This is a genomic window from Candidatus Endoriftia persephonae (assembly GCF_023733635.1).
Lineage (GTDB): Bacteria > Pseudomonadota > Gammaproteobacteria > Chromatiales > Chromatiaceae > Endoriftia > Endoriftia persephonae.
Genome location: NZ_CP090569.1, coordinates 2,305,919 through 2,323,294 on the forward strand (window position 1 = coordinate 2,305,919; position 17,376 = coordinate 2,323,294).

14 protein-coding genes and 1 tRNA gene are annotated in these 17,376 nt (G+C 54.2%); 6 read left to right on the forward strand and 9 right to left on the reverse strand.

The window, feature by feature from the left end; genetic code table 11:
• Positions 1–67: 67 nt before the first annotated feature.
• From leuB to leuC, 3 genes are all read right to left on the reverse strand, one after another.
• Positions 68–1,141, reverse strand: a complete 1,074-nt coding sequence (gene leuB, locus L0Y14_RS10400; protein WP_006475034.1) for a 3-isopropylmalate dehydrogenase — start codon at positions 1,139–1,141, stop codon at positions 68–70.
• Positions 1,142–1,290: 149 nt separating this feature from the next.
• On the reverse strand, positions 1,291–1,926 hold the full coding sequence (leuD, locus tag L0Y14_RS10405; protein ID WP_006475035.1) for a 3-isopropylmalate dehydratase small subunit: 636 nt from the start codon (positions 1,924–1,926) through the stop codon (positions 1,291–1,293).
• Positions 1,927–1,971: 45 nt separating this feature from the next.
• Positions 1,972–3,375 carry a 3-isopropylmalate dehydratase large subunit gene (gene leuC, locus L0Y14_RS10410; protein WP_005961310.1) on the reverse strand — a complete coding sequence of 468 codons (1,404 nt, stop codon included), beginning with the start codon at positions 3,373–3,375 and terminating at the stop codon, positions 1,972–1,974.
• Between the two features lie 98 nt (positions 3,376–3,473).
• On the opposite strand from leuC, the gene L0Y14_RS10415 reads away from it, so the two are divergent.
• Both L0Y14_RS10415 and trhA read left to right on the forward strand, forming a co-directional pair.
• Positions 3,474–4,391, forward strand: coding sequence for a LysR family transcriptional regulator (locus L0Y14_RS10415; RefSeq protein ID WP_005961309.1), 918 nt, complete (start codon positions 3,474–3,476; stop codon positions 4,389–4,391).
• Positions 4,392–4,573: 182 nt separating this feature from the next.
• The gene (trhA, locus tag L0Y14_RS10420; RefSeq protein ID WP_005961308.1) at positions 4,574–5,233 is read left to right on the forward strand and encodes a PAQR family membrane homeostasis protein TrhA; all 660 of its coding nucleotides are present in this window, start codon (positions 4,574–4,576) and stop codon (positions 5,231–5,233) included.
• A gap of 10 nt (positions 5,234–5,243) precedes the next feature.
• On the opposite strand, the gene L0Y14_RS10425 is transcribed toward trhA, so the two are convergent.
• The 4 genes from L0Y14_RS10425 to L0Y14_RS10440 form a co-directional block, all read right to left on the reverse strand.
• Entirely contained in the window at positions 5,244–6,380 is a 1,137-nt protein-coding gene (locus L0Y14_RS10425; RefSeq protein ID WP_006475037.1) for an MFS transporter, read from the reverse strand.
• A gap of 69 nt (positions 6,381–6,449) precedes the next feature.
• A complete protein-coding gene (aroC, locus tag L0Y14_RS10430; RefSeq protein WP_005961306.1) occupies positions 6,450–7,550 on the reverse strand; it encodes a chorismate synthase in 1,101 nt (366 codons plus the stop codon).
• A 4-nt stretch (positions 7,551–7,554) separates the two neighbouring features.
• On the reverse strand, positions 7,555–8,871 hold the full coding sequence (locus tag L0Y14_RS10435) for a TolC family outer membrane protein (RefSeq protein ID WP_039959957.1): 1,317 nt from the start codon (positions 8,869–8,871) through the stop codon (positions 7,555–7,557).
• 107 nt (positions 8,872–8,978) lie between these two features.
• Positions 8,979–9,818, reverse strand: coding sequence for a M23 family metallopeptidase (locus L0Y14_RS10440; RefSeq protein ID WP_305790604.1), 840 nt, complete (start codon positions 9,816–9,818; stop codon positions 8,979–8,981).
• Positions 9,819–9,980: 162 nt separating this feature from the next.
• On the opposite strand from L0Y14_RS10440, the gene L0Y14_RS10445 reads away from it, so the two are divergent.
• Positions 9,981–10,067, forward strand: a tRNA-Leu gene (locus tag L0Y14_RS10445).
• 672 nt (positions 10,068–10,739) lie between these two features.
• Here L0Y14_RS10445 and L0Y14_RS10450 read toward each other — a convergent pair.
• Complete coding sequence (locus L0Y14_RS10450) at positions 10,740–11,060, reverse strand: hypothetical protein (RefSeq protein ID WP_138921868.1); 321 nt, start codon at positions 11,058–11,060, stop codon at positions 10,740–10,742.
• 128 nt (positions 11,061–11,188) lie between these two features.
• Entirely contained in the window at positions 11,189–11,629 is a 441-nt protein-coding gene (locus L0Y14_RS10455) for a helix-turn-helix domain-containing protein (RefSeq protein WP_050799392.1), read from the reverse strand.
• 419 nt (positions 11,630–12,048) lie between these two features.
• Between L0Y14_RS10455 and L0Y14_RS10460 the strand changes: the two genes are divergently transcribed.
• From L0Y14_RS10460 to L0Y14_RS10470, 3 genes are read left to right on the forward strand one after another with little or no spacing between them, the layout of a single operon-like run.
• On the forward strand, positions 12,049–12,657 hold the full coding sequence (locus L0Y14_RS10460; protein ID WP_005961302.1) for a TetR/AcrR family transcriptional regulator: 609 nt from the start codon (positions 12,049–12,051) through the stop codon (positions 12,655–12,657).
• Entirely contained in the window at positions 12,654–14,105 is a 1,452-nt protein-coding gene (locus L0Y14_RS10465; RefSeq protein ID WP_251859189.1) for an efflux RND transporter periplasmic adaptor subunit, read from the forward strand. Before L0Y14_RS10460 ends, L0Y14_RS10465 begins: the two co-directional genes overlap by 4 nt.
• Complete coding sequence (locus L0Y14_RS10470) at positions 14,102–17,209, forward strand: efflux RND transporter permease subunit (protein WP_005961300.1); 3,108 nt, start codon at positions 14,102–14,104, stop codon at positions 17,207–17,209. Before L0Y14_RS10465 ends, L0Y14_RS10470 begins: the two co-directional genes overlap by 4 nt.
• Positions 17,210–17,376 lie beyond the last annotated feature (167 nt).

Consider the following 17,376-nt stretch of genomic DNA (forward strand, 5'->3'; position numbering starts at 1 on the left):
AGGACACAAAGCACGCCAAAGGCCGATTACCTCTTCGTGGTCTTTGTGCCCTTTGTGGTTAAACCAGTTACAAAACCGCTACTATGGCATCGCCCATGCCTTCGCAGCTGACCTCGGTCATGCCGTCGGACATGATGTCCGGGGTGCGCAGGCCATCATCCAGGACCTTGTTGACCGCCGCCTCGATACGCTCAGCCATCGCCGGTTTGTCCAGACTGTAGCGCAGCATCATCGCTACCGAGAGAATAGTCGCCAGCGGGTTGGCCACGCCCTGCCCGGCGATGTCCGGCGCGGAGCCATGAATCGGCTCGTACATGCCCTTACTATTCTCGTCCAGCGAGGCCGACGGCAGCATGCCGATGGAGCCGGTCAGCATCGCCGCACAATCGGACAGAATATCACCAAACATGTTGGTGGTAACCATCACATCGAACTGCTTGGGCCACTTCACCAGCTGCATCGCAGCATTATCGACGTACATGTGACTCAGCTCCACCTCCGGGTGCTCCTCGGCCACCTTGGTGACAACCTCACGCCACATCTCGGTGCACTCAAGCACATTGGCTTTATCCACCGAGCAGAGCCGCTTGCCGCGCTTCATGGCGATGTCGAAGGCGACGCGGGCGATGCGATCCACCTCGGACTCACTGTAGACCAGGGTGTTGTAGCCTTGACGCTCGCCGTTATCCAGCTCACGCACACCACGCGGCTGGCCGAAGTAGATGCCGCCGGTCAACTCACGCACGATCATGATATCGAGCCCGGAGACCACCTCGGGTTTCAACGTAGAGGCATCCGCCAACTGCGGGTAGAGGATCGCCGGACGCAGATTGGCGAACAGGTTCAGTTCGGAACGCAGTCCCAGCAGTCCCTTCTCCGGGCGGATAGAGATATCCAGCGACTCCCACTTGTGGCCACCCACCGCACCCAGCAGGATCGCATCCGCCTCTTTCGCCAGGTCCAGAGTGGCGTCGGGCAACGGGCCGCCAGTGGCGTCGATAGCCGCACCACCCACCAGTGCCTCGTCCATCTCGATGTCGAGACCCTGCTCATCGCGCAGAGTCGCCAACACCTTGACTGCCTCAGTGACGATCTCGGGGCCAATGCCGTCACCCGGCAGAATCAAAATCTTTTTGCTCATATTCAATCCTAATTACATTTTTTATAACGCAAAGTTCACAGTGAAGCGCAAAGCACGCAATGGCCTTTTTGAATAGTCAGAGCTGAAGCCTCAACTCAAATCTTTGCGAGCTTTGCGTCTTTGCATTGCGATCTTCGCGTTAGAGGAATTTAAAATAACCAGGGCGCTTGCTGGCGGTGACGTTCCTCGTAGGCCTTAATCTCATCCACATGCTGCAGGGTCAGGCCGATATCATCGAGGCCGTTGAGCAGGCAGTGTTTGCGGAACTCGTCGACCTCGAAAGGTATAGCCTTGCCATCCGCCATCTTCAGCTCCTGGGCCCGCAGGTCGACGCTGATCTGCGCCGCCGTCTCACCCTTTGCGGCAGCAAACAGCTCATCCATCGTTTCATCTGACAAAACGATGGGCAGGATGCCGTTCTTGAAGCAATTGTTGAAGAAGATATCAGCAAAGCTCGGGGCGATGATGACGCGGAAGCCGTAATCCTCCAGTGCCCAGGGGGCGTGCTCGCGGGAGGAGCCGCAACCAAAGTTCTTGCGCGCCAGCAGGATGCTCGCCCCCGCATAGCGCGGGTCATTGAGCTCGAACTGCGGATTGAGCGGGCGCTGGCTGCAATCCATGCCCGGCTCACCGTGGTCGAGGTAGCGCCACTCGTCGAACAGATTAGGGCCGAAGCCGGTGCGTTTGATCGACTTCAGAAACTGCTTCGGGATAATCGCATCAGTGTCCACATTGGAACGGTCCATGGGGCAAACAATGCCGGTAAATATTTTGAATTTTTTCATTGCACAATCCTCAATCTGTCCAGCTGAAGCCGGACCTAGATGGGGCTAGAGATCCCGCACATCGATGAAATGGCCAGCGATCGCCGCCGCCGCCGCCATCTCAGGGCTGACCAGGTGGGTGCGCCCGCCCGTGCCCTGACGTCCCTCGAAGTTACGGTTCGAGGTGGAGGCGCAACGCTCGCCCTCCTCCAACCGATCGGCGTTCATCGCCAGGCACATGGAGCAACCCGGCTCGCGCCACTCGAAGCCCGCCTCGATGAATATCTTGTCGAGCCCCTCCGCCTCGGCCTGCTGCTTGACCAGCCCAGAGCCCGGCACCACCAGCGCCAGCTTGACACTGTCGGCCACCTTGCGCCCCTTGGCGATGGCGGCAGCAGCACGCAGATCCTCGATCCGTGAGTTGGTACAGGAGCCGATGAAAGCCTTGTCGATGGCGATCTCTGTGATTGGGGTATCCGCCTCCAACCCCATATACTCCAGCGCCCGACGCATGCCGCCGGCCTTCACCTCGTCCGACTCATCAGCGGGATTGGGCACCCTGGCATTCACCGCCACCACCATCTCCGGCGAGGTGCCCCAAGTCACCTGCGGACGAATCGAGGCCGCATCGATGTGCACCACCTCATCAAACTCGGCACCGTCATCACTGTGCAGGGTCTGCCAATAGGCGACCGCCTTCTCCCAATCATCGCCCTTGGGGGCGTAGGGACGGCCCTTCACGTAGTCGATAGTCTTCTCATCCACCGCCACGAAACCGGCGCGGGCGCCCGCCTCGATCGCCATGTTGCAGACCGTCATGCGGCCTTCCACGGAGAGATCACGGATCGCCTGACCGGAGAACTCGATGGCGTAGCCAGTGCCGCCAGCGGTGCCGATCTCGGCAATGATCGCCAGCACGATATCCTTGGCGGTGACGCTAGCTCCCACCTGGCCATCAACGATTACCAGCATCGATTTCGACTTCTTCTGGATCAGGCACTGGGTGGCGAGCACGTGTTCCACCTCAGAGGTGCCGATACCGTGGGCCAGCGCGCCAAAGGCACCGTGGGTGGAAGTATGGGAGTCGCCACAAACCACGGTCATGCCCGGCAGCGTCGCCCCCTGCTCCGGCCCGACCACATGGACGATACCCTGGCGGATGTCGTCCATCTTGAACTCGGTGATGCCGAACTCGGCGCAGTTCCGGTCCAGCGTCTCCACCTGGGTGCGGGCAACGGCATCCGTAATCCCTTTATGACGATCAGTGGTCGGCACGTTGTGATCTGGCGTGGCCAGATTGGCCTCCACCCGCCAGGGTTTGCGCCCGGCCATGCGCAGACCTTCAAAGGCCTGAGGTGAGGTCACCTCATGCACCAGCTGGCGGTCGATATAGAGTAGTGCGGTGCCATCCTCGTCGTAGCGCACCACATGGGAATCCCAGAGTTTATCGTAGAGTGTCTTTGTGCTCATCGCCTGTTCCTCTTGAGTACGCGTGCCAGATTAGGCCGGGGCATCCTATAATACAAATTCATATTGTTTATTTATTTCATTCCGATTGGGAATAGATTATGGACTTCACTAGTCTACGTGTCTTCACTCAGGTCGCCCATTCCGCCTCCTTCTCCGCAGCAGCGGAACGGCTCTTCCTCACCCAGCCAGCGGTGAGTAAGCGCATCGCCGGGCTGGAGGCAGAGCTGAGCACCCCCCTGTTCGACCGGATCGGCCGCCAGATCCTGCTCACCGAGGCGGGCCGTCGTCTGCTACCGCGGGCCGAACAGGTGCTGGAGGAGCTGGCCGACATCCGCCGCGAACTCTCCCATCTGAGTGATCAGACCAGCGGCACCCTGAGCATGGCCACCAGCCATCACATCGGCCTGCACCGCATGCCGCCGATACTGCGGCGCTATGTCGACCGTTATCCTGACGTGGAGCTGGACATCCGTTTCATGGAGTCGGAAAAGGCCTGCCAGGCGGTGGCCCACGGAGAACTGGAAATGGGCGTGGTTACCCTGCCGCTGGCCCCATTTCCACAGCTGGAGCAGATCCTGCTGTGGAATGACCCCCTCTCCTTCGTCGCAAGCAGGGACCACAACCTGTCAACACAGGGACCACTCTCCCCTGAATCGCTACTCACCCAGCCCGCGGTACTACCAACCAAAGGTACCTATACGCGGACACTGCTTGAACAAATACTGTCGCCTCTTGAACTGGATGTTCAATGCAATATGGCCACGGATTACCTGGAGACCCTCAAGATGATGACCTCTATCGGTCTTGGCTGGAGCCTGCTACCGGCAACCATGCTCGATGACGAACTGGTGGAACTGGAGGTGAAAGGTATATCGCTTACCCGTTCATTGGGTGTCGTCAGCCATTCGGGGCGAACCCTTTCCAACGCAGCCCATGCAATGCTGAATCTGCTGTCTGAGGCGGCGGACGGGGTGACCGAGACAGCCCCTCCCCCGCCAACTCTCTATTATGAATAGGACATGTTAAAATCAGTGATCATTCCTGTGGCTGTCGAGGTCGCTCACGCTGCCACAATGAAGATCTCATCCAACTCTCACACAACCCATTTTTTATCCGCATCTTCTGCTGACGTCAGCTTGACAGCCCCATAACACGGAATCATGATTAAAGCTCTTCCTGGGCATCCAAGGCCTCAGCCATGCAACAATCATTGACCACTGCTCAATACAGCCTGGGCGAGGAGATTGCCCACGCCATCACCCACGGCATCGGCATTCTGTTGAGCATTGGAGGACTGGTAGTATTGATGGCCTTTGCCAGCCTCTACGGCAATGCCTGGCATATCACCAGCTGTGCCATCTACGGTGTCACCCTGATCCTGCTCTATACCTCCTCCACCCTCTACCATGGCATCCCGAATCCGCGGGCAAAACAGATATTGCAGCAGATCGACCATGCCGCAATCTTTCTGCTGATCGCCGGCACCTATACCCCCTTCACCCTAGTGAATCTTCGGGGCGGCTGGGGCTGGACCCTGTTCGGACTGGTTTGGGGAATCGCCATTCTCGGCATCATTCTGGAACTGGCGACTAAGCGCCGATACAAACGGCTCTCCATCGCCCTTTATCTGGGGCTGGGCTGGCTGGTGGTGATCGCCATCAATCCCCTGCTGTCAGCCGTGGATATCGGTGGCTTGATACTGCTGCTCGCAGGTGGACTGAGTTACTCGCTGGGCGTTGTTTTCTATGTCTGGAAGCGGCTGGCCTACCACCATGTAGTCTGGCACCTATTCGTGCTGGCCGGCAGCATTCTGCACTTCTTTGCCGTGCTCTTCTACGTGGTACCCGGCAGCATCTAGTGCACCTGCCTCAATCCGTCTCCCTGTCGATCCAGCGCCAGGCGATCACCACCGCCAGGGCAGCGTAGCCGGCGGCCACCCAGAAGGTGGGACCGGGGCCGATACCGCTCCAGAGGTAACCGCTCAACAGGCTGCCAACCGCACCACCGGCGCCGAAGCTGATGCTGCTGTAGAGGGCCTGGCCGCGCCCCTGGTGTTTGCCGACGAAGTAGTGATGCACCAGGTGGATCGCCGCAGCGTGGAAGGTACCGAAGGTGGCGGCATGCAGTATCTGGGCGAATAGCATGATCCAGAGCTGATCAGGGGCTGCGCCGATCAGCAGCCAGCGCAGCACGGCAATCAGCAGGCTGGCGATCAGCACCTTGCGCGCCCCCCAGCGCTGCAGCAGCCGGTGCATCACCAGAAAGATCAGCACCTCCGCTACCACCCCCAGGGACCACATCTGGCCGACGAAGGTGCTGGAGTAGCCGTGCTCTTCCATATAGATGGAGTAGAAGGCGTAGTAGGCGCTGTGGCTCGCCTGCATCAGAAAGCAGGCGGCCAGGTAGGCGATCACCGTCGGGCGCTTCAGCACCGTGAGGATCGAACCCTGCGCCTCATGGTGGGGTGCCGCACCGCGCTCCGGCACCAGCAGGCTGCTCAGCCAGATGCCCAGATAGAGCAGCAGCACCAGCTGCGGGATCACCTCCACACTCATCCGGTCGAGCAGAAAACCCAGCGCGGAGACCGCCAGGATAAAGCCAATTGAACCCCACAAACGGATCCGTGAATAGTGTTTGATGCGCTCACCCAGATAGCTCATGGTGACCGCCTCGAACTGTGGCAGCGAGGCGTTCCAGAAGAAGCTGAACAGCATCATCACCAGCGCCAGCGTCCAGAAGCCCTCAGCGTAGAAGACCCCGACAAAGATCATCAGCGACAACAGCGAGGCGATCCGCACAATCGGCATACGCTGGCCGGTATGGTCAGCGATCCAGCCCCAGATGTTGGGGGCCACCAGCTTGGAGACCATGATCACCGCCATCAGCTCACCGATCTCTGCCGAAGAGAAGCCGCGATCCTTTAGGTAGACACCCCAGAAGGGCAGCAGCGCCCCGAGCGAGGCAAAATAGAAGAGATAGAAGCCGGAGAGTCGCCAGTAGGGCATCAGGGTTGGGTTACCAATGGGTGCGTGATGGCCCCCGTGGAGAGCAGCGGCTCTCCCAGGGTAGCAGGACTAATCGGTGGCGGCAGGGATCTGCGCCACCCCAGACTCCACATCCATATTTTGCCCGCGGTGACGCAGCATATGGTCCATCAGCACCAGCGCCAGCATCGCCTCGGCGATGGGGGTGGCACGGATGCCGACACAGGGGTCGTGACGCCCCTCGGTCACCACCTCGGCGGTCTCACCCGCGCGGTTTACCGTCTGGCCTGGGATGCGCAGACTGGAGGTGGGTTTGAGGGCGATACTGGCAACGATATCCTGGCCGCTGGAGATCCCACCCAACACACCACCGGCATGGTTGCTGGCAAACCCCTGCGGGGTCATCTCATCGCGGTGTTCGGTACCCTTCTGCTCCACCACTGCAAAACCGTCGCCGACCTCGACCCCCTTCACCGCGTTGATGCTCATCAGAGCGTGAGCGATCTCGGCATCAAGACGGTCAAAGATCGGCTCGCCCAGCCCTGCCGGCACCCCGCTGGCCACCACTGTGATACGTGCACCGACCGAGTTGCCCTCCTTGCGCAGCTCATCCATGTAGAGCTCCAGCTCGGCGATCTTGTCCGGATCGGGACAGAAGAAGGGGTTCTGATGGACCTGATCCCATTCCAGCCGCTCCGCACGGATCGGCCCCAGCTGTGCCATGTAACCGCGGATCTCGATACCGTAACGAACCTTCAGCCACTTCTTGGCGATCGCTCCGGCGGCAACCCGCATCGCAGTCTCCCGCGCCGAGGAACGACCGCCGCCACGGTAGTCGCGAATGCCGTACTTCTGGGTATAGGTGTAATCGGCATGGCCCGGACGAAACAGTGCGGCGATCTCAGAGTAGTCCTTGGACCGCTGGTCGGTATTGTGGATGACCAGGCCGATCGGCGTACCTGTGGTCCGGCCCTCAAACACCCCGGAGAGGATCTGCACCTGATCTGCCTCGCGGCGCTGGGTGGTGTGGCGTGAGGTGCCGGGCTTGCGCCGGTCGAGATCCTGCTGCATATCCGACTCGTTCAGCTCCAGGCCCGGGGGGCAGCCATCCACAATGCAGCCGATGGCGGGGCCGTGGCTCTCGCCAAAGCTGGTGACAGTGAAGAGTTTACCGAATGAGTTGCCAGACATCTGATTAGCGCTCCAGCCAAGCGTTGATGCGTTCCAGGTCCGACTGGCTCAGGGTACCCGACGCCTGCTTCAGCTGCAGGCCGTTGACGATGTAATCGTAGCGGGAGCGGGCGTAGTTGCTTTGGGAGGAGAAGAGGTTGCGCTGCACATTGAGCACGTCGACGATGGTGCGGGTGCCCACCTCGTAGCCTGCCTGGGTCGACTCCAACGCACTCTTGGCGGAGATGGTGGCCGCCTTCAGCGCATTGACCCGGCTAATGGTGGAGAGCACACCGCGGTAAGCGTTGCGCACCTGTTTGTTGACCGCGCGGCGCGACTGGTCGAGCTGCTGCTGAGCGGCGCGATAGTTGGCCTTCGACTGCTCAGTCTGCGAGGTCACCGCACCGCCAGCGTAGACCGGCAGACTTAGCTGCAGGCCAATCTTCGAGGTGTCGGCCTCGGTAGAGCTGTCGTTGCTGGTGCGGAAGATGCTATGGGAACCGACCAGATCGAGGCTCGGGTAGTGGCCCGAGCGGCTGATCTCAATGGTCTTCTTGGTCGCCTCAAGGCCGTTGCGCGCGGCGATGATGGCATAGTTCTGCTGCTGTGCGGTCTTCGACCACTCCTCCAGATCACTGGGCACCGGTGGTTTCAGCTGCAGCTCTTCACCCAGCTTCGCCAGTTGTTCCTTCTCGCCGGGGCCGATGATCTCGAACAGCGCCTCCCAGGCATTGTCCACTTCATTCTCGGCAGCGATCTCGGCAGCGCGCGCCGAGTCGAAGGCGGCCCGGGCCTCATGCACATCGGTAATGGCGATCAGCCCCACGTCGAAGCGTTGCTGCGCCTGCTCCAGCTGACGACCGGTGGCCTCGCGTTCCGCCTCGGCAACCCGCAGCTCATCCTGCGCCGCCAGAATATTGAAATAGGCATTGGAGCTGCGCACCATCAGGTCGATTTCGGCGGCTTTATACTCCGCCTCGGCCTGGGCGATGGTGTTGTCCGCCTGCTCCAGCCGGATCCACTGGTCGCGGTGGTAGATCGACTGAGAGAGACTGAGGTTGAGGCTCCGATCGTTGTAGGTCGAAACGCCTGTACTGCTAAACGGCGAACTCTTTACGTCACTCCGCACCCCGTCGAATTGACCGCCGAGGGCGATACTGGGCAGCAGTTGCGCGCGAGCCTGCACCTTGGTCTCTCTTACTGCATCCAGCTGCGACTTGGCAACCTGCAGGGCGGGGTCATTTTCCTGGGCAAGTTTGTAGACGTCCATGAGATCCTTCGCCTGAACCGACAAGGCGGCTCCAGCCAGAAGGAGAGGAAGAACCAGTCGTACTAACTTCATGTTCTGCTCCACAGATAGCCGGAGTCAGCTCAGCCCCAGCGAGAAAAAGAGGTATTATATGCGATAACGCCCAGCGGAACAGTCGCCATCCCCCGTCTCTGACTGGGTTATTCACCTTTGCTGGTAGGATCTGCCTTCAGCAGCAGCTGCGGGTCGAGACGCTTCTCGAACAGGTTCAATCCCCAATGAAGATGCGGCCCAGTCGCTCTTCCAGTCATGCCCACTTCACCGATCACCTCACCCTGGCGCACCCGCTGGCCCTGCTCTACCAGCAGCCGACTCAAATGGAGATAGGAGGTCGTCAGACCGTGGCCATGATCGAGCAATAGAGTGCCGCCAGAGTAGAACATGTCGGGATGGGCCAGGGTGATGACGCCATCAGCGGGGGCCACCACCGGCGCCCCTTCCGAGGCTGCCAAATCGAGACCAGAATGGGGCCGTTTTGGCTTACCATTGAGGATACGCTGGCTGCCGTAGACACCGGAGATGCGCCCCTTCACCGGCAAGATAAAACCCTTGAGAAAGTCAGTACGTGGCTCGTCGAGCTTTCTGGCTGCCTTGATCTGCGCGGTCTCTTTGCGAATCCGCTCCCAGTCCCGCTTCGGCGGGGTCACCTTACTCTGTGGTAGGCCATCGATGCGCTGGATTTTATAGCTGCGCTTGCCGATGCTGATCAGCTCTTTGTGCTCACTGCCATCGGGGGCGATCAGCCGGATCTCACTCTGCAGGGGGTTTTCGCGACTAAAGCCAATGATGAAGATCCCCTCCTCGGAAACCCGCACCGGCTTGCCGTCCACCCGCACCTGGGTACCGGGCTCTACCTGCGCAATCGCCAGCCCACCTTGCAGCAGGTCGCCCTGCAGGCTTAGTGCAGCAACACTGCCTGGCAGCAGAGCCAGCACCATCAGCCAAACTAACACCACGCTGCGCAAGGGAAAAATCGCCACCCAAACTGCCATCGCAACACCTCATCCGTCCAACACCAGACTGGGCAACCTAGCACAGCACACCAGACCATCCAATCAATTCGCATCAGGCGTTGACAAGGATAAAATCAGGTTGTAAAGTTCGCGCTCTCCAAACGGCTGTAGCCGTTAAAACCAGCTCTCGCCGAGGTGGTGAAATTGGTAGACACGCTAGCTTCAGGTGCTAGTGGGGGAAACCCCGTGGAGGTTCAAGTCCTCTCCTCGGCACCATATATAGATCGAGGAGTTACGAGAAATCGGACTCCTTTTTTTATTTCTCGCAAGTTTCTTTTTTACCTCGCACTTACCTCGCGTCTAGACTAGGTTTGAGAGCCAGCCTGACACTAGCACAGCGTAAACCATGCCCTTTGCAGCTCTGGAGGCGCTCCACTGTAAGACTGATAACGGCGACCCACACCTAACTACTCCGAAACAGGGGCTCCGTTTCGCTCACCCCTTTGCGGTAGCGAAAAACGGCGATTTCGGGCTTAAGGAAAGCCTGCCGAAAGTGGCTTTGAAAGTTGCTCCAAGATCAAGCCAGCTTTATCGATCATCTGTGCCTTTCTTAGGTTTTGCCATTTCAAATGACAGAAGCCCTTATTCGTTTTTCAGAACATTCATTCCTTTTGTAGCTTGCCCATACTATATAGAAAACTTTTCAGCCGTAGTCCGGCAATAAAGACTTGAAGGCCCTCGAGAGGTCAGCGCTCTTACAGCCCTATTAAGTGATTGACTTCGAAAATATGTTTTATAAACAGAAAAAGTCAGTTTCGACTTCACCGGCCTCAACTTCCTTAGTTGGCCAATTAACCCAAGGACAGGTTCGCGATCTATCGTAGTAATGGCTCCCCCCCCCATAACATGTCGCCAAAATAAAAATGAGATTGAAATCAGTGACCATATTCAATGGCGTGATAAGTCCTTTAAGGCGAGTCCAGCTAAAATATGAGTATCGACTGTTCTAAAGCCGCTTTCGTCAGTTGAGCCGTGCCCTTCTATATGACCCCACGGAATTAAGCCATGTTCAGTAGCCTCGCCCAGAAGAACTGAGATACAAGACTCCATATCATCAGCTGAGTCCACGCGAAAATAGCGCACGTCAAGGCCATGAGCGATGTACTCTGCAATATCCATAAGGTCTTCACGGAGATGGCGCGCTGTGTTCAGCTCACCTTCTGATATAGCATCGAAAATTGCTACGCTGTTGAATTTTGCATCGCTCACTGATCTGGCTGATAGTGTCTGCTGAAAAGAAATAATCGGAATCTTTGGGGTTGCTCAGAGCTTCCTTAGCAAGTAGCTTAACGAGCACCCCTGGAGGGGCCGGAAAACCTTTCCGCTGGTTACTCCCCTCACCCGCAACTATTTTTCAACTCCCGCAGGATCCGCTGACACTGCCGCAGGCCGAGATCCACCTGATAGTGTTTCTGAAGATGCTGTTGTAGCAACTTGCCACTCCAGCGGGACACCGAATAACCCAAGCACTCGGGTGTCGCCGCGATCTCTCGTAGCAGGAACTGGAACTGATCCGCATCCAGGCTGGCCAAGCGCCCAGACTTGTCGTCATCTTTCAGGCCCAGCGGGCCAAATTCATAATAGCTGTCGACCCAGCGCTCCACCGAACGGGAGCTTTCACCAAACCAGTTGGCCACGCTGCTGCACTCCTGACCTGCACTGACCAGCAATACGCAATGCAAACGATGTAGATAGCGCTTCTCAGCCGCGTGGTGGATCTCCCCTTTGAGAGCTTCCTTCAGAACTCCCAAGTCCACATCCGTCAGTTGCCTTGCCATGCCTCCCCCTCCAAAGGACGCGCCTAGCATCGACCTGTTTATTGTTACCCCAGCCAATTGGATTTTATTGGTCGAGCAGGACCTAACCCCATAACAGCTAGAATCTATGCCTTCTAATTATTTAGGCAGGAAAATCCAACAAGGACCTCTACTCCTTGGCAAGAATGACACACCATTGATCTCAGTCAATCGCAAACCCATTTTTGGCGAACTGCCCATGCGAATTTCGTTAAAGAGGGTGCACCACGACATTAGAAATGTAGATCCACCTCAAGGTGGATCTACCTATTCGATATCCTCCCTTCCGTTTAGGGCGGAATAGCTCCTTTCCACAGGGTAATCGATTAGATCTACTTGGAATTGACATTGTTCGCCCAATGACACAAGATAGTGACTAATTACTATCTTGTGGAGATAACATGCCCTCAAACAGCAAACATCTGCCTGCAAATAAACGTCGCGCAGTTACTGTTGAAGCCGTGGTTGACCTCGCCGCGGAACAAAACCCAAGCGACATCACCACTGCAGCCATTGCCAGATACATGAACGTGACCCAGGGGGCGCTGTTCCGTCATTTTCCAAATAAAGAGGCCATCTGGCAGGCGGTGATGGAATGGGTCGCGGAACGCCTGCTGGCGCGAGTAGACGCGGCGGCAAAGGCTGCAACAACTCCAGTTACAGCACTGGAAGCGGTATTTATGACCCATATTGATTTTGTCTCTGCCCATCCAGGTGTGCCACGTATGTTGTTTGGTGAATTACAGCGTGCTGAGGATACAGCAGCCAAGCGCATGGCGCGCACCCTGATCCGGAAATACAGTGAGCGTGTGGCAGTATTGATAGAGAAAGGTAAGGCCGAAGGTGAAATTGATCCGGCTGTTGATACTGTGGCTGCGGGTACCTTGTTCATAGGCACCATTCAAGGTCTGGTTATGCAGTCATTACTGGCTGGGGATACTGGAAATATGCAAGACAAGGTGCCCGGGGTTTTTGCGATCTATCGCCGTGGAATTGAGCGGAACTTATGAAAAAATTCTTTCAAAAACCGTTTATTCTACCATTGATTGTTATTGCAGCCCTGGCCTTGGTGATTTTCAAAGTAAAATCCAGGCCACCTATCGAACATGAGGAACTGCAATTCCCCACCAAAACAGTGGAAGTCATTACAGCTAAGAAGATCCCTTTCCGCAGTCGTGCCATTGCTTATGGATATGTAGAGCCTGCCGTTTTGTTGAAAGCTAAGACGGAAGTTGCTGGCAAGATCAGTTATATCCACCCATCCTTGAAAAAAGGCGCCAGCCTGGCAAAAGGTACCGTGGTTCTACGCATTGAACCAACCACCTATGAGTTTTCCCTTGATAAAAGTAAGGCAGGACTAGCAGGCAGCCAATTTTCCTTAAAACAATTGGAAGTTGAAGAAAAAACCACCCAGCGCTCTCTCAAAATTGCCAAAAAAAACCTACAGACCGGCCAAAAAGAATTAGATCGCTTGCTTAGTATCTGGGAGAAACGTTTAATTTCTCGTTCAGCCGTTGATGCAGAAGAACAGAAGATTTTACAACTACGCCAGCAGGTCGAAGATTTACAGGGAAAACTGGCAAGCTTCAGCAGTCGTAAATCCGCAACCCAGGCGCAAATCAAACAATCCAAAACCCAGCTTGCTCAAAGTAAAGATACTCTGTGGCGCACCGAAATTCGTCTGCCTTTTGATGCTCGTATCGGCAAGGTTTCAGTAGAAAAAGGTGAGTATACTGCCGTTGGCAGCGTGTTGTTTGAAGCATTGGGCACACAGGCCGTTGAAATCAATGCCCAACTACCCGTGCGTCAGTTTTACCCACTGCTAATGGGGCTTGGCAAACACAGTTTGAATTTGCAAAACCCGGAAGACTTGCAGTCTGCATTCTCGAAAATTCAGCTGGAGGCGAACGTTAGCCTGGTCGGATACAAAGGGAATATTGCAAGATGGCGAGGTGAATTACTGCGAATAGGCGAGTCTATTGATCCTGACCGGGATACGATTGACTTAGTCGTTGCTGTCAACAATCCCTATGAAGACGTCATTCCTGGCAAGCGTCCACCCTTGCTACAAGGCATGTATGCAGCCGTCGAATTTTTCACGCCCCCACATGAGATGCTGATTTTACCAAGAAAGGCCATCCACCAGGGACGCGTCTATGTCGCCAAAGCAAATAATCGGTTAGAAATTCGCCCGGTGAACATTCTTCACAAACAAGGACAACTAGTGATTGTCGACAATGGGATCAAAGAGGGTGAAAAAATTATTATTACCGATGTCATTCCTGTGATTGAAGGTTTGCCTCTCAAACCTGTTCTGGCAGACGAGTATGAAAAGCAGCTAGCCAAAGACGCTATTGGTGAAGAATACATGAAGCTAAACGATATTAATGAAAATAAAGTTATCGGCAGTGGCAGCCTTACTTCACCTCATTATTTGACTGAAGGTGATGCGGAATGATTCGTTATTTTGCGGCACATCCCACCATCAGTAATATATTGATGATGGTAATAATCGCCATTGGTTTTTATTCACTAAATGGGCTAAATAAAGAATCGTTTCCATTACTTAAGCCCAGCAAGGTACAGGTCACGGTTGCCTATCCTGGAGCAAGTCCATCCGATATTGAAGATGGCATATGCATCCCACTGGAAGATGCCACAGATGGTATCAGCTTTTTAAAAGAGCAGGAATGTGATGCCCGTGACAATATCGCCATTTTTACATTGGAAATGCAGGAAGCGGGAAATATACGTGAGTTTACTGATGATATTAAAACTGAAATTGATGCAATCCAGAACTTCCCGGAGAATATCGAAGACCCTGTGATCAAACAGTTGGGGAGAATTAACCCGGTTGCTAATATTGCCATCACCTCAGATAAATTAACACCCACCGAATTAAAAGAACTGGCAGAGTATTACCGTGATCGTCTGATTGCCATGCCCCAAGTCCCGATCGTGAGCATGGACGGTTTCTCCACGCATCAATTGCAAGTATTAATCCGCCCTGATACTCAGCAAAAATACAATCTTAGTGTCCAGGATATTGCCAACTTAATTGCAGCTCAGGCGTTAGAATTACCCGTAGGAAAATTGGAAGCGACGGAAACCTCCTATCAGATTCGTTTTGATAATGCCAGAAAGACAGCTAATGAACTCGCAAATCTCATTATTATCAATACACCAGAAGGTGGTGAAATAAAACTGGGCGATATTGCCAAAATTGAGGATAAATTTGAAAAGCCTGAAGAACGCATCGAGCTAAACGGCAAACTGGCTGCACTACTTAAAATCAGCAAAAACACCATTGACGACACACTAAAAGTTGCTGATGCACTGATTGAGTTTGTTGAAAAAGAAAACAAAATTCTGCCTGAAGGAACACAGCTGACCATTGTCAACGATAGCTCCACATCAGTGCGCGACCGGTTACAATTGTTATTAACAAATGGTTGGCAGGGTCTGATCCTGGCAACTTTTATGCTGCTCCTGTTTTTTTCATGGCGTTACACTTTTTGGATTGCTCTGGGCTTACCTATTTCATTTTTGGGTGGTCTTGCCATGATGGTCGTCTTTGGCGTGAGTATCAACATGATCTCAATGGTCGCCTTGCTTATGGCGATAGGCATTTTAATGGATGACGCCATAGTACTGTCTGAAAATATTGATCATGAATACCGCAAAGGAAAATCGCCACTGGATGCCGCTATTGATGGCACCAAAAAGGTTTTTCGCGGCGTCTTTTCTTCCTATCTTACATCCGCCTTTTTATTTGGCAGCTTGTTGATGATGAAAGGCGATCTGGGGCAGATATTGGGTGTCCTGCCTGTGGTTTTACTGTCAGTGCTTACCATCAGTTTAATTGAAGCATTTCTGGTGTTGCCACACCACCTGAAGCACTCGCTGGAACATGCGCACCACAAAGCACCGCCAAGATGGCGACAGAAATTTGAAATCCTGTTCGATCAATTTCGCCATGGAGTTGGCCGTGCTGCCCAACTCGCCATGCAGTTCCGCTACATCACTGTCGGCATAGCTCTGGCTATGTTGATTTTTTCTGTCGGCTTGGTTGCAACTGGAACAGTTAAATTTAAGGCATTCCCTGATCTGGAAGGAAACAATCTGGAAGCCAGAATTCTACTGCCGCAAGGCACACCATTGGCAGAAACCGAAAGGGTGGTGCATACACTGCTCAATGCCTTAGATGAAACCAATAAAACCCTTAGCCAAAATGAAGCAGAAGAGCTGGTTAAAAATGTGCAGCTTTCATACGGCGAACATGGCGATGTCCCAGAAAATGGATCACATCTGGCAACCCTCAGTATCGATTTGCTTAACACTGAAGAACGCAATACTAAAATTCTTGAGTTAATTCAGCTTTGGAAACAAAAAACCGGGGCACTACCCGACGTGCTAAGTATTCAATACAAAGAACCCAAGGTAGGCCCAGCGGGACGTGCCATTCACATTCGCCTGAGTGGACAAGACATGGATGAATTGTCAAGGGCATCATGGGAAGTGCAAAACTGGCTCAGAGGTTATAATGGCGTAAACAATTTGCTGGATGACCTTCGCCCAGGCAAGCCGCAGTACAGTATCAAACTCAAACCCGGTGCATTAGCCGCAGGCATTGATTCCCGTAGTATTGCCTTGCAACTGCGGTCGGCTTATCTGGAAGTTAAAATCAGTGAGATTTACAAGGGACGTGAAGCCTATGAAATTGTTGCCAAACTGGACAACCAGCAAGGTCATGAGTTACTCGATTTTGATAATTTCACCGTATTTTCAAAAACTGGAAAGGAAATTCCCTTAGGCAGTGTCGCCACCATCACTGAGGAACGTGAATTTTCTCGAATCGGGCATATCAACCACCAGCGCACAGTCAATATATATGGCGATGTGGATGCAGACATCGCCAATACCTCGGAAGTCATCGCAAGCTTACAAAAAAACTTTTTAGGCACATTGCAAGAGCGCTATCCTGAAATTACTTTTAAACTTAAAGGTGAAGTCGAGAACGGCACTGAAACCAAACTATCTATACTCTCAGGCTTCGGGCTGGGTGCATTTGGGGTATTCCTTTTACTTAGCCTGCAATTTCGAAATTACCGCGAACCATTAATCGTCATGATTAATATTCCTCTTGCCCTCATCGGTGCAATCTGGGGGCATCTGATTATGGGGTTGGATTTCACCCTGCCGAGTATGATTGGCTTCGTTTCTCTGGCGGGTATAGTTGTGAATGATTCGATCCTGCTGGTCGAATTTGTGAAATATCGAGTAGAAGAAGGCATGCTCTTTCACGATGCTGCCAGGCAAGCGGTATATGATCGCTTTCGAGCCATTTTCCTCACCTCTGTCACCACCATTGCTGGCATGACACCCTTGCTATTTGAAACCAGTACACAAGCATTAATTCTGGTCCCTTTGGTAACCAGTATTGTGTTTGGCATGTTGACATCTACTGTATTGATCATGTTGGTACTGCCTGCCATGTATGCAATTATGGAAGATGTTGGTTTTGTAAAATTAACAGGGGAGCCAGAGCGGTCAGCGGCATAGCTAATGGAGAAGCAAAGGGCGCCTCTAATTAATGTATGACTAGAGAGCTTCTGATCAAGTCATGGACTCATATCTTGTACCCAGAATATCGACTTCGTCCAGACTTAATCAAAGACTCTCTAGCTCCCATGCGTGAATAAAGATCGATAACTGCTCAGCCAGAATCG